Genomic DNA, 12,719 nt, shown 5'->3' with positions numbered 1-12,719 from the left:
CGCCCCGCCTCCAAGGCCGAAGGGACACGTCCGATGAAGACCTCCGCCGCGCTCGACCGCATCAGCCCCTCGCCCACGCTGGCGATCACCACCAAGGTGCTGGAGCTGAAACGCGCGGGCGTCGACGTGATCGGTCTCGGCGCGGGCGAACCCGATTTCGACACCCCCGATTTCGTCAAGGATGCCGCGATCAAGGCGATCCTCGACGGCAAGACCAAATACACCAACGTCGACGGCACACCCGAGCTGAAGGCCGCGATCCAGGCCAAGTTCAAACGCGACAACGCGCTCGACTACACGCCCGCGCAGATCAGCGTGAACGTCGGCGGCAAGCATACCCTGTTCAACGCGCTGGTCGCGACGCTCGGGCCGGGCGACGAGGTCATCATCCCTGCGCCATATTGGGTAAGCTATCCCGATGTCGTGCAGTTCGCGGGCGCGACCCCGGTGATCGTCGCGGCGGGGCCGGAACACGGCTACAAGATCACGCCCGCGATGCTCGACGCCGCGATCACGCCGCAGACGAAATGGCTGATTCTCAACTCGCCGTCGAACCCCACGGGCGCGGCCTATACCGTCGCCGAGCTGAAGGCGCTGGGCGAGGTGCTGTTGCGCCACCCCCACGTCTGGGTCTTCGCCGACGATATGTACGAACACATCGTCTATGACGATTTCGAATTCGCGACGATCGCGCAGGTAGTGCCCGAACTCTACGATCGCACGCTGACCGTGAACGGCTGTTCGAAGGCCTATGCAATGACCGGCTGGCGGATCGGCTTCGCGGGCGGTGCGGAATGGCTGATCAAGGCGATGTCGAAACTGCAGTCGCAGTCGACCAGCAACCCGTGTTCGATCGCGCAGGCCGCTGCGGTCGCGGCCCTGAATGGCGACCAGTCGTTCCTCGCACAGCGCAACGAAGCCTTCAGATCGCGCCGCGACCTGGTCGTCGCGATGTTGAACGACACGCCCGGAATCACCTGCCCCAAGCCGGAAGGCGCGTTTTACGTCTATCCCGAGGTGTCGGGTCTGATCGGCAAATCCACGCCGACGGGCAGGAAGATCGAAACCGACAGCGATTTCGTCGGCTATCTGCTCGACGAAGCGAAGGTCGCCGCGGTGCAAGGTGTCGCATTCGGCCTCTCGCCGGCGATGCGAATCAGCTATGCGACATCGGAGGAGTTGCTCCGCGAAGCGTGCACCCGCATCCAGACCGCGAGCGCCGCGCTCACCTGACGGTTCGTTTTCCGAAACGATCGCTTTCGCTCTTCGATCTTTCGCCTAAGCGGCGGCGCGCCTAAATCCGTCTCCAGGATGAACGGGCAAACCAGCTTCGGTTCATTCGCCCCGCCTATAACTCATATTCATCGCAGGTCGGTCGCGCGCCGGTTTGTGCATCCGTCAACGCATCGCGCCCGTAACTGCGGGCGACACGAGAGATCCGAAAAGGACGATTTTATGCCCCGCATCCTCAAGTCCAGCTTTCTCTGGCAGTTCACCGGTGGTTTCGTGCTCGGCGCGCTCGGCCTGTTCGCGCTGAACCCCGCCGAAGCCGCGACGCTCATCGATCGCGCACCGATTCACGCGGCCCCAAATCTACGCTAACTGTAACCGAACGCTTCGCTCGCGCGTATAATGGCCATGAAGCATCTTCCCCTAATCGCCGCGGCGACCGGCATCGCCGCGCTGCTCGCGCTCCCGGCCAGCCTGGCGCAGGCCGAGCGCGCCGTACCGATCCCCGCGGTCGCGCGCGACGTCCCCGCTGCCCCGGGGATGCAGACTGCCGTGCTCGCGGGTGGCTGCTTCTGGGGCATGGAGGCGGTGTTCGAGCGCGTGAACGGCGTGAAGTCGGTCACCTCGGGCTATGCGGGCGGCGACGCCGCAAGCGCGAACTACGACAAGGTATCGACCGAAACGACACGCCATGCAGAGGCGATCAGGATCAGCTACGATCCCCGCCAGGTCAGCTACGGCACCCTCTTGCGCGTCTATTTCTCGATCGCGCACGATCCGACGCAATTGAACCGCCAAGGCCCCGACACCGGCCCCAGCTATCGTTCGGCGATCTTCCCTCAGACGCCCGCGCAGCGCGCGGTGGCGGCGGCCTATATCGCGCAACTCGGACAGGCGAAGGCGTACCCGCGCGCGATCGTGACGAAGCTGGAAAGCGGGCGGTTCTTTCCTGCCGAGGCCTATCACCAGGACTTCTTCGACCGGAACCCGACGCACCCCTATATCGTGCGCTTCGACAAGCCGAAGGTCGCGGCATTCCGCGCGGCTTTCCCGAAACTCGCCCGTCAGGGCTGAGGAGCGATCCGCCGCGCCTGATCGATCAGCAAGACGGGCACGCCGTCCCTGATCGGATAGGCGAGCCCCGCCGCATCCGACACCAACTCCCCGGCAGCTTCGTCGTGCCGTAATGGCGTGCGCGTCAGCGGACACACCAGGCGCTCCATCAGCCACGGGTCCAGCATCACTGAAGCGTCACCCGGTCCTCGCCGTCATGGCGTCCAAAGAACTGCAGCAACTGAACGATCAATTCGGCGCGATCGGCGATGTCGGGCGATTCGAGCAACGCCTGCTTCGCGGCGACGTCGAACGGCGCGATCTGCGCGATGCCGTTCACCAGGCTCTGGTCGTCGAGCCGCGTCACCGCCTCCCAATCGACCGCATAGCCCTGCGCGTCCGCAAACCGCCTCGACTCCATCTCCAGAGACGCACGCGCACCCAGCGACAGCGTTTCGTCTCCCGGCGTAGGCAGCAATTCGGCTTCGACCTGACGGAATTGCGTCGTCACATCCAATTCTTCGATCACGCGGAACAGCGAAACGCCCTCCAGGATCAAATTATAGCGCCCATCCTCCAGCGCCTCGACCTCCAATATCCGCCCCACGCATCCCACGTCAAACAGCGCCGGATTCTGCTCCTTCGGCGCATCCGGACGCGGCTGGATCATGCCGATCCGCCGGTCGCGCGCCATCGCATCGCTCACCATCGCGCGATATCGCGGCTCGAAGATGTGCAGCGGCAGATGCATTCCCGGAAAGAGCAGCGCGCCCGCCAGCGGAAAGATGGAGAGCCGGGTCATCCGAAGAGGATGGCCGAAAGCCTGCGGCGCTGCGCCGAAACCCACGGGTCTTCCAACCCAACCACCTCGAACAACTTCAGCAATTGCGCGCGCGCCGCGCCCTCGTTCCAGTCGCGCTCCTGCGCGATGATCGACAGGAACGCGTCCGCCGCGCCGTCGCGATCGGACGCCATCCGCGCATTGGCGAGGTCGTAACGCGCCTGCAGGTCGTGCGGGTCAGCCGCCACCGCCGCCTCGAACGGCGCCAGATCCTCGACCGGTGGGGCTGATTTCGCCAGATCGAGCGCCGCCTTCGCACGTTCGATATCGGGCATCTTAGCCACCTCCGGCGGCAATGCTGCAAGCGCAGCCTCTGCCTCCTCGATGGCACCCGTCGCGATCAGCGCACGCACCCGCCCCGACAGCACCGCGTGATGATCGGGGTCCATCTCGATAAGCTGGTCGAATACCGCCAGCGCGCGCGTCGCGTCGCCCTCTGCCAGTATCTGCTCGCCCATCGCGATCAGCGGCTCCAGCTCGGCCGCCGCCGTCTTCGCCTCGCTCTCGACCGGCAATTGCTTCAGCAGTTGGTCGAGCATCGTCTTCAGCTGCGATTCGGTGCGCGCGCTCGTCAGATCGGCGACCAGCTGCCCTTGGAACATCGCATAAACGGTCGGGATCGACTTTATCTGGAATTGCGCGGCGATGAACTGGTTCTTGTCGGTATCGACCTTCGCCAGCACGACGCCCTGATCGGCATATTCGGCGGCGACCTTTTCCAGCAGCGGGGTCAGCGCCTTGCACGGCCCGCACCATTCAGCCCAGAAATCGATGATGACGAGGTTCGTCATCGACGGTTCGACGACGTCCGTGCGGAACGCCTGGACGGCATCCTTTTCCGCGGCGGTCATTCCAAGCGTGGCCAAGGGCGGCTCCTAATTATCAGTCGCCCTTATGTGGGGGCGGGCCGGGGGAAGCAAACCCCCCGGCCCGTCGCCATAGCTATCAACCGGTCGATCAGAACGCGGCGGTCACCGAAAAGACGATCTGCGCATCGGCGATCGAACCCACGCCATCCTGCCCCTTGCTGAAGCTGGGCTGGAGATACGCCGATTCGTTGCTGTCGATGTCGGTGTCGACATACGCGACGCCAACCGTCAGCGGGGTGCCCGGGATGGTGTAGTCGGCCCCCACCAGCCAATCGAGATATTCGCCGGTAGGCGATACGCTGGTGGCGAACGGACCAAGTCCCTTGTTGCCGGTCGAATAACCGAGATGGCCCTTAAGGGTCAGGCCGGTATTCGGCACGCCACTGCTGATGTCGCCCCAGACGTAAAGGTTGTCATCCTTGGCGCCCGGATCGTCATAGACGCCGTTCGCCGCCGACGTGCCATTGAAATACCACGGGCCGAGCGCCTCCTGCTTCGGGGCATAAGCAACGCCTGCGGTCAGGTTCACCGGGCCAGCGGTGCCGGACAACTTCGCGTAAGGTTCGATGAAGTCGGTGTTGTCGAAGCCGCCCGGGTACATATACCACGTCGCGCCGACATCGAGCGTCCCGCCGCCGACCGGGAATTTCACTCCCGCGATCAGGTCGAGTTCCATATTGGCGCCGCCGAACGTACCCCAACCCGAAAGGTTCGAGCCCCACGTGCCGATGTAGACGCCGCTTTCGTGCGCGATCGTGAAGCCGCCCTGTACGGCGAGTTGCTCATCGGACTGCGATACGCCGCGAAAGCGATAGTCGGACACAAGGCCGACGCTGCCGGTGACCGTCACGGCCTTGGGCGGATCGGTGTCCTGCGCATACGCAGGGGCGGCAACCGATACCGCGGTGAAACCGAGCGCAAGCGCCGGGATGATACGGGACAATTTCATGGAACCTCCTTGTTGGCAGAGGCTCCTCCTGCGTCCGGCCGCCGCACTCTCACCCTGACGGGCGGGCGCGGGCTCACCGGACGCATTGTGCTACCGCAGCAATGCGTCCGGATTATTTCTAGTTCGCGTCAAAATGTGTCCGGCTGATCCGTCATGCGCCGAGTGTGGCTATACGGCCACGCTCGCCCTTCAGTTCCACCGGCGATCCCGCCTTCTTGCGGCGCTGGAACCAGTCACGCAACATCTCCGCACTGGTATGATCGACCGACGACAGGTTGGTGACGTCCAGCTTCACCTTCGTACCCATCGGCACCGCATCCAGCATGTCGGACAGCTTCGGCAAGGTGAAGAAGGTCGCCGTGCCGTCCAGTTTGATCGCGTGTGCGTCGCCATCCGTATGCTCGACCACCTTTAACCGCAGGCGGCGCAGGTTCGGGATCAACTCCAGCAGGGTCAGCGCGATGCCGACCAGCACGCCGGTCAACAGATCGGTCGCCACCACCATGATCAGCGTCGCGGCCCAGATCGCGACCGGCAGCACGCCATAATCACGATACAGATGCCGTGCATGCGTCAGGCTGACCAGCCGCCATCCGGTGATGACCAGGATCGCGCCCAGCGCCGCCATCGGAATCTCGCGCAGCAGCCACGGCAACAACGCGACGAAGCCGAGGATCCATGCGCCGTGCAGGATCGTCGACAGCCGGGTGATCGCACCCGCCTGCACGTTCGCCGAACTGCGCACGATGACGCCGGTCATCGGCAGCGCGCCGGCCGCGCCGCACAACAGATTGCCCACGCCCTGCGCGCGCAACTCCTTGTTGTAATCGGTGCGCACACCGTCGTGCATCTTGTCGACCGCGGCGGCCGACAGCAATGTCTCGGCCGAGGCGATGAACGCAATCGCAAGCGCCGCGGCGATCACCGACGGATCGAGCCATTTCATCCAGAACCCGCCCTCGGGCGGCGCGATCGCGGCGATGATCGACGCCGGAACCTCAACCTTTGCCACCGCCAGGCCGAAACCGACCGCGACGAACGTCCCCGCCAGCACGCCGACAAGCGCACCGGGAACCAGCTTCATCGACTGCGGACGCCATTTCTCCCACCCCAGCATCGCGCCGATCGTGGTCAGCGCAATCAGGAAGGCCAATTCGGCCGCCTGAATATTGCCCCACGACAGGCCGAGCAGACGCCCGGGCATCGCGGCCAGGTTTTCCGGCCCGCTCGATAACGGCTTTGCATCGAACAGGACGTGAAACTGGCCGACAACGATCAGCACGCCAATACCGGCAAGCATCCCGTGGACCACCGCAGGAGAGATCGCGCGGAACCAGCCGCCCAAGCGGAAGATGCCAGCCGCGACCTGAATCGCGCCGGCAAGGATCAGGATCGGCCCCAATGCCGACAGGCCTTGGTCGCGCACAAGTTCGAATACGATGACGGCAAGACCGGCGGCGGGGCCGCTGACCTGCAGCGGCGAACCCGCCAGGCTGCCGACGACGATGCCGCCGATGATGCCGGTGATCAGGCCTTTTTCGGGCGGTACGCCGGATGCGATCGCGATGCCCATGCAGAGTGGCATCGCGACCAGAAACACGACGATCGACGCGGTGAAATCCCGGCCGAAGAACTTCAGCGACGGCATCGAAATGCCGGGCCGCGCGATCACTTCATGTTTCATTCCGCAGCGTCCTGCATGATGAAGTCGGCCGCCAGCCGCTGCGCGGCGGGATGCGCGACGGGCACGGGCGCACCGTCATGGATCTGCATGAACCGGCCCGTTTCGCCGTCGAGACCAAGGACATGGCCCGAATGAATGTCGACGAACCAGCCGTGGAGCGAGATGTCGCCGCGCGCCATGCCCGCCGCAACCGACGGATGCGTGCGCAGATGCGCCAGCTGGACGACGACATTCTCCAGGCTGACCGCGCGCACTGCATCCGGTCCGTCCATCTCGGGATAGGAACCGTCGACGACGCACTTGGCGGCATGACTGTGCCGCAACCAGGCGACAACGTTGGGCATCTTCGCGGTCGACGCAGGGTTCATCAGCCCCTTCATCGCGCCGCAATCCGAATGGCCGCATACGATGATGTCGCGCACACCCAATGCTTCGACCGCATATTCGACCGTCGACGACACGCCGCCGTTCATGTTCGAATACGGCGGCACGATGTTGCCAGCGTTGCGGCACACGAACAGATCGCCCGCCTCGGCCTGCATGATATGTTCGGGGACGATGCGTGAATCAGCGCAGGAGATCATCAGCGCCTTCGGGCTTTGACCGTCGGTGGTCAGCTTGGCGTACAGCGCGCGCGCGTCCGGGAAGACCTGCTTCTCGAAGCTCACGACACGTCCGATCAGTTCGTTCACGGTTGCTGCTCCTGTGGATTAGAGCAGCGTAAATAGGTGCCTGTGTTTTCCGCGGTGCAGCGGATATGTTATGTTTTGTGTCCAGGCGTCGCCGGACTGTTGTGCCGCGGCGGTAGGACGATCTCGGCGCACAATCCACCCGCGGCGCGATTCGCCAGTGTCAGCGTGCCGCCTTCGGCCGCCACCGCCTGCACGACGATCGGCAGCCCCAGTCCGAATCCGATCGTGTCGCGCCGCCGCGCCGGATCGAGCCGCACGAAGGGCTGAAGCACCGCGGTCAGCTGATCGTCGGGAATGCCGGGGCCGTCGTCATCGATGCGAATCCCGATCGATCCGTCGCCACGCACCGCCAATGTCAGCACGACGCGCTCACCATAATGCAGCGCATTGTCGACCAGATTGGTCAGCGCGCGTTTCATCCCCGATCGCCGCAACCGCAACTCCAGATGATCCGGTCCGACATATTCCGCATCGCGCCCCAGATCGCTCGCATCGTCGATCAGGGTCGCGCACATCACCGCCAGATCGACCGGCACCGGCGTCTCGGGATCGGAGTCTCCGCCCAGGAACGCGAGCAGCGATGTGACCATCGCCTCCATCTCGGTCACGTCATGCGCGATCGCATCGCGCACCTCGGGGTCGGCCACTCCCTCCGACCGCAGTCGTAATCGCGCGAGCGGCGTGCGCAAATCATGCCCGACCGCGGCCAGCGCCTGCGTCCTGCCCTCAATCAGCGCTTGAATACGCGCCTGCATTCGATTGAACGCAGACACCACCCGCCGCACTTCGCCCGGCCCGTCCTCGGCCACCGGCGCTACGACATCGTGGCCCACGCGATCGGCGGCCACCGCCAGCCGTCGTAGCGGCAGCAACGCGCGCCGGATCATCATGCCGCCCAGGATCATCAGCGCGATGGCCGGGATCAGCGCCAGTGCGATCCGCTCATACGCCAGGTTCAGATTGGCGACCGGCTCCAGCGTCTTGAAATGCAGCCACGACCCGTCCTCCAGCCGCAACCCGCCATTCACCATCGAACTGCGCCCCGGCGAGGTTAGCCGGATGCGCAGATCGTCGGGCTGCAGCGTCGGTTCCCAATCGACGATCTGACGCTGCATCTCGGTCAATTCGGGCGCGATCGGCGGCGGCGGCGCGAGCTTCTTGTCCCAGTGGATCTCGTATCGATCGGTGGTCAGGTCGGTCGCCATCGCCGGCCGCGATCCCGCGGCGCGCTCCTCGACCAGCCGGCGGCTGATGACGAGATGCTCGGCCAGCCGCCGCGCCTCGTCGTCGCGCACCGAAAACTGGCTCGCGCGTTCGTACAGCACCGTGCTGACGCCGAATTCGATCAGCAGCGTCAGTAACAGGATCGCGACGACGCGGCCGAGCAGCCCGATCGACGGCGCGACCAGCCGCTTCACGTCCGTTCGACGGGCACGTTCAGCATATACCCTACGCCACGCACCGTCACGATCGGCGCGGCATGGCCCGCGCTCGACAGCTTACGCCTGAGCCGGCTGACCAGCACGTCGATGCTGCGGTCCGAACTGTCGCCCAGCCGCGTGCGCGATAGTTCGATCAGGCGTTCGCGCGCGATGACGCGCTGCGCGTGATCGCACAGCACGACCAGCAGGTCGAACTCCGCCCCCGTCAGATCGACCGACGCTCCGGTTGGCGAGGTCAACTCTCGCCGCGGCATATTCACGGTCCAGCCGTCGAACTTCAGCAACCCCGAATCGCCCTCGCCCGATCGACGATCGAGCGCGGGGCGGCGCAGCACCGCCCGCACCCGCGCGACCAGTTCACGCACGCCGAACGGCTTGGCGATGTAATCGTCCGCGCCCAACTCCAGCCCCACGACCCGGTCCGTCTCGCTGTTGCGCGCCGACATGAAGATGATCGGCACGTCGCTCTTCTGGCGCAGCGACCGGCACAGATCGATCCCGCTGGTGCCCGGCAGCATGATGTCGAGCAGCACCAGATCGACCGGCCCGGCATCGAGCGCCAGCCACATTTCGGGCGCGGCGGAGGCCGGGCGCACCGTGAAGCCGTTTTCCTGTAGCGCGCGCGCTGTCAGCATCCGGAGCGCAGGGTCGTCCTCGACGAGCAGGATGGTGGGTGCGGTCATTCCCCTTTCGGTTAGTCGCGAAACGCCCCGCTGGTCAACGCGGTCGCGCACGCCGAAGGATCGCGAATAGATGGGGCTTGGCAATGCCGGAACCCGGTGCTAGTGGCCGCGCCTCACCCAGCCCGGACCGTCCGGGCACAGGCGCCAGAGCGGGCGTAGCTCAGGGGTAGAGCACAACCTTGCCAAGGTTGGGGTCGAGGGTTCGAATCCCTTCGCCCGCTCCAGTTTTTCATAACACAGCACCCTTCGGGGTTACGGGCGGGGTTACGAGACGCCGTTCGTCTAATGGCGCGTCGGCGCGAGATTGCTTGGGCTAGCCCCGGTTTGTATCCCATTGCTTCCCAGCACCGCTAGCCCGTTGTATCAGAGCGCAATAACGATAACGGGGTTTTGCATGACAGCGCGATGGCTGGGGCTCACAGCCTCCAAGGAGGCGGTGGTCGTGGTCGATGCTACGATACCCGATGACGACGGACCGATTGTAATCAACGCCGACGACACTTGGCGAGTACAGAAGGGCGACCGCTCGGAGGCGTACAACGTGCTGCACCAGCAGTGCGCCGACTACGTCAAGGAGAACGGCATCGACGGGGTTGTGGTGAAGGCGAGCGCCGTGGCGGGCAAGGGGCCCGCCACCCTCGGTTTCTTGCTCAGCGCGGAGGTTCGCGGCGTGGTGATAGCAGCAGCGGCCTCCCATTGCCCGGTCAAGGCGCAGTCCAAGGCAGTCATCAGCCGCACTTATGGCGATCGGAAGGTGGACGAGTACTTGGCCGATGACGCTTTTTGGGCGGACAAGACGGAAGGCGGAGCGCTGCGGAAACTCAGCCGAGAGGCGGCGATGCTGCTGATTGCGGCCAGGAACGCCTGATGGCAGACTACGTTTCCGACCTGAAGCTGGGAGCGAAGCTAGGCAACGGGGCCTTTGGCGAGGTATACATTGGCGAAGACCCGGCGCACGGCGAAGTCGCGATCAAGGTCATCAAGAGAGAGCTGTACCACGATGACGCTCGATGGGCTGAATACAAGGCGGGATGCTCTAACGAGGCACGCAACTTAGCCAAGGCCACCCATCGTAACGTCGTTCAGGTCCATTATGTAGCTGAAGCCCCGGGCGGGGACAGCATCGTCATCTGCATGGCCTTTTGCCCGGGCGGGTCGCTGCAATCGGCCTTCGAGAACGGGCCAATGACCCTCTCGGCCGTGCGCAAGGTCGGCAATGACGTCCTGATGGGCCTTAGCGCCATGCATACACGCGGGATGGTCCACCGCGACATCAAGCCCGCCAACATCCTGCTGAACGGCAAAGGCGAGGCCCAGATCAGCGACTTTGGCCTCGTAACCGACGATCTTGTGCTCGGCTACGCCTCGCAGGCGGGGTATAGCGACCACATCGCCTACGAGGTGTGGAACGGTAAGGGGACCAGCGCCAAGTCGGACGTATGGGCGTTGGGCATGACGCTATGCCGGCTGCTGCACGGGCAGGTCTGGTACGAAGAGGGACCGGACCCCCGAGACATTGTCAGGCATGGCGGGTTTGCGGAGACGCTGCGATGGCTTCCGCACATTCCAAAGGCTTGGCGCCGCGCTATCCGCAAGATGCTCAACGATGACGATACGGCCCGCTACCAAAACGCAGCCCAAGCACTAAAGGCGCTCGCTAACGTCCCGACGCTGCCGTTGTGGGAGACGACGGTAGCGAAGGACTTGATCCGTTGGGAGCAGATTAAGGGCAAGCGCCGGATTGTGGCTGAGTGGAAGCGACTGTCTCCCCGCAAACATGAGTGGCAGGCCTGGAGTGAGCCGACCGGGGCAGGCCAGAACAAGACGCTGGCCAATTCGGGCGGAGTGGAGAGCCGCGCAGATGCGGTGAGGGGGCTGGAGGCGTTCTTCGGTGTCTAGCTCGCCCTGAGGCGTCTTGGCAGAAGGAAGCGGCCCGACAGGTCCGCTGGCGTGATCCGCTTGAGACCGAGGCTAGAAGCCGCGACCGACTGCCGATCGTCCGCGCACTTCTTGCAGTGTGATTGATCCGCGACGACTCCCTCAGCGGGCCGCCAGTGACGGCCGCAGTGGCAGCACTTGGGCAGACTCAGGGTCAGGTTGGGCGAATTGCGGCTCATTGGCTCGTCGCCTTCATGTGGACCAATCTGTGAACAAAAAGTGAATCATCGTCGTGCAAATGTCAAGGGTGCGGCCTTCACACCGCGTACGGGCTCGCGTCCGCCAGCTTCATCCGGCAGGGCGCGCACAGGCGGTTGCCGACGCCGTGGCTGTCGAAGGCGGAGCGGCAGCGTAGGCAGGAACGGCGCGTCAACTCGCCCTGCCCGCCGCCCGCGCCTAGAAAAATGCGGTAGGCACCGTGGGTCAAGCCCTGCCCTCGGTGTGAAACAGTTCGACGAATGCGCACTGGAAGCCGAACGCTTTCGCTTGCTCGCGCGTCGCGAGCTGATGGCGCCTTTTTCGGTGTTGGCTCGGTCGTAGCGGCCAGCCTGGCGCCGGCCGAGCGCCGCGCAGGCGCGGTGGCGGCGAGGTTCATGGGCCTGACAATCGCGAATGTGATCGGTGTGCCGATTGCGACCTGGGCGGGCGAACATCTCGGTTGGCGTGCGTCCTTCTGGGGCGTCTCCGCGCTGGCGTCGCGACGATGCTGGACGTCGGGAGCATCATATCGGCATCTCAACTTCGGACCCTTGTTCATCACTGCCTCGGCGTGAATGCCGACGTGCGCGGCGACTTCGGCGGGGCTCCCGAGAAACGGCCCCGGCGCCAAGCGCAGCGTTACGGCGTGTGCGCCGACATGGGTCTTATTCCCCTTGCGGACCTGATGGACGATTGCGAATTTCTCGACTGAGCCGCGCTGGACCGGCTCATGCACTACGGTGACTGGCGATCCAAGTTCTCCCAGCGCCGCGTTGGTGAAGCACCATCCGCGACGGGCCGGACCCGATCCACCCCCGCCCTCCGGGCAAAGCAGCCGCACTTTTCTGTCACCACGATGCCAATAATGGTCGCCGACCGAGAAGCCGAGCACGCCCAAGCTGATGAGGCCAGGAGCCGGACATTCTGAACGAGCAAGGCTGGCAGCTAGCCGTTCAACAATTCACGGGAACGATCTGCGCGCAGCTAGAGCAGGCTGTTTGTTTGTGTAGCAGCTTTCTCTTTAAATCGCGCCTTTTTTAGGCTACGCACATAATGAACGCGCATAGCTTTGCGTACGTCCAAGCCGACGAATCAATTTAGACCCACCTAAGTTCCTTGTCTCTTTCTCGGAGACGTCGT

14 protein-coding genes, 1 tRNA gene and 1 pseudogene are annotated in these 12,719 nt (G+C 64.4%); 8 read left to right on the top strand and 8 right to left on the bottom strand.

The genetic code is table 11. The features are described from left to right. Window positions 1-33 precede the first annotated feature (33 nt). From M0208_RS12655 to msrA, 3 genes are all read left to right on the top strand, one after another. Window positions 34-1,233, top strand: a complete 1,200-nt coding sequence (locus M0208_RS12655; RefSeq protein WP_258892040.1) for a pyridoxal phosphate-dependent aminotransferase — start codon at window positions 34-36, stop codon at window positions 1,231-1,233. Between the two features lie 222 nt (window positions 1,234-1,455). Next, window positions 1,456-1,602, top strand: a complete 147-nt coding sequence (locus tag M0208_RS12650) for a hypothetical protein (protein ID WP_258892039.1) — start codon at window positions 1,456-1,458, stop codon at window positions 1,600-1,602. A 30-nt stretch (window positions 1,603-1,632) separates the two neighbouring features. After that, window positions 1,633-2,304 (top strand): peptide-methionine (S)-S-oxide reductase MsrA, encoded by a 672-nt coding sequence (gene msrA / locus M0208_RS12645; RefSeq protein WP_258892038.1) that lies wholly within the window; start codon window positions 1,633-1,635, stop codon window positions 2,302-2,304. Here msrA and M0208_RS12640 read toward each other — a convergent pair. From M0208_RS12640 to M0208_RS12605, 8 genes are all read right to left on the bottom strand, one after another. After that, complete coding sequence (locus M0208_RS12640) at window positions 2,295-2,471, bottom strand: Trm112 family protein (protein WP_258893245.1); 177 nt, start codon at window positions 2,469-2,471, stop codon at window positions 2,295-2,297. The two genes, msrA and M0208_RS12640, sit on opposite strands and share 10 nt — an antisense overlap. After that, window positions 2,471-3,085 carry an LON peptidase substrate-binding domain-containing protein gene (locus M0208_RS12635; protein ID WP_258892037.1) on the bottom strand — a complete coding sequence of 205 codons (615 nt, stop codon included), beginning with the start codon at window positions 3,083-3,085 and terminating at the stop codon, window positions 2,471-2,473. The genes M0208_RS12640 and M0208_RS12635 overlap by 1 nt, the downstream gene beginning before the upstream one ends. Beyond that, window positions 3,082-3,975 carry a tetratricopeptide repeat protein gene (locus M0208_RS12630; protein ID WP_258893244.1) on the bottom strand — a complete coding sequence of 298 codons (894 nt, stop codon included), beginning with the start codon at window positions 3,973-3,975 and terminating at the stop codon, window positions 3,082-3,084. The genes M0208_RS12635 and M0208_RS12630 overlap by 4 nt, the downstream gene beginning before the upstream one ends. Window positions 3,976-4,081: 106 nt before the next feature. Further along, complete coding sequence (locus M0208_RS12625) at window positions 4,082-4,942, bottom strand: TorF family putative porin (RefSeq protein WP_258892036.1); 861 nt, start codon at window positions 4,940-4,942, stop codon at window positions 4,082-4,084. Window positions 4,943-5,093: 151 nt separating this feature from the next. Next, window positions 5,094-6,626 carry a SulP family inorganic anion transporter gene (locus M0208_RS12620; protein WP_258892035.1) on the bottom strand — a complete coding sequence of 511 codons (1,533 nt, stop codon included), beginning with the start codon at window positions 6,624-6,626 and terminating at the stop codon, window positions 5,094-5,096. Beyond that, window positions 6,623-7,318 carry a carbonic anhydrase gene (locus M0208_RS12615; protein WP_258892034.1) on the bottom strand — a complete coding sequence of 232 codons (696 nt, stop codon included), beginning with the start codon at window positions 7,316-7,318 and terminating at the stop codon, window positions 6,623-6,625. The genes M0208_RS12620 and M0208_RS12615 overlap by 4 nt, the downstream gene beginning before the upstream one ends. Before the next feature lie 68 nt (window positions 7,319-7,386). After that, the gene (locus tag M0208_RS12610) at window positions 7,387-8,736 is read right to left on the bottom strand and encodes an ATP-binding protein (protein WP_258892033.1); all 1,350 of its coding nucleotides are present in this window, start codon (window positions 8,734-8,736) and stop codon (window positions 7,387-7,389) included. Further along, window positions 8,733-9,443: a response regulator transcription factor gene (locus M0208_RS12605; RefSeq protein WP_258892032.1), complete on the bottom strand. Its 711-nt coding sequence runs from the start codon at window positions 9,441-9,443 to the stop codon at window positions 8,733-8,735. The genes M0208_RS12610 and M0208_RS12605 overlap by 4 nt, the downstream gene beginning before the upstream one ends. A gap of 149 nt (window positions 9,444-9,592) precedes the next feature. Between M0208_RS12605 and M0208_RS12600 the strand changes: the two genes are divergently transcribed. The 5 genes and pseudogenes from M0208_RS12600 to M0208_RS12580 all read left to right on the top strand — a co-directional run bounded on the left by M0208_RS12600 (window position 9,593) and on the right by M0208_RS12580 (window position 12,291). After that, window positions 9,593-9,667 (top strand) — tRNA-Gly (locus M0208_RS12600). A gap of 170 nt (window positions 9,668-9,837) precedes the next feature. Next, window positions 9,838-10,311, top strand: coding sequence for a hypothetical protein (locus tag M0208_RS12595; protein WP_258892031.1), 474 nt, complete (start codon window positions 9,838-9,840; stop codon window positions 10,309-10,311). After that, on the top strand, window positions 10,311-11,342 hold the full coding sequence (locus M0208_RS12590) for a serine/threonine-protein kinase (RefSeq protein ID WP_258892030.1): 1,032 nt from the start codon (window positions 10,311-10,313) through the stop codon (window positions 11,340-11,342). The genes M0208_RS12595 and M0208_RS12590 overlap by 1 nt, the downstream gene beginning before the upstream one ends. Before the next feature lie 548 nt (window positions 11,343-11,890). Next, window positions 11,891-12,073 (top strand): annotated as a pseudogene (locus tag M0208_RS12585) (MFS transporter); the annotation flags it as partial. 77 nt (window positions 12,074-12,150) lie between these two features. Continuing rightward, the gene (locus M0208_RS12580) at window positions 12,151-12,291 is read left to right on the top strand and encodes a hypothetical protein (RefSeq protein ID WP_258892029.1); all 141 of its coding nucleotides are present in this window, start codon (window positions 12,151-12,153) and stop codon (window positions 12,289-12,291) included. The last annotated feature ends 428 nt before the right edge of the window (window positions 12,292-12,719 follow it).

This window comes from Sphingomonas sp. SUN019 (assembly GCF_024758705.1).
Classification (GTDB): Bacteria; Pseudomonadota; Alphaproteobacteria; order Sphingomonadales; family Sphingomonadaceae; genus Sphingomonas.
Note: the sequence above shows the minus strand (reverse complement) of the source record. Positions and strands in the feature narration are given on the sequence as shown.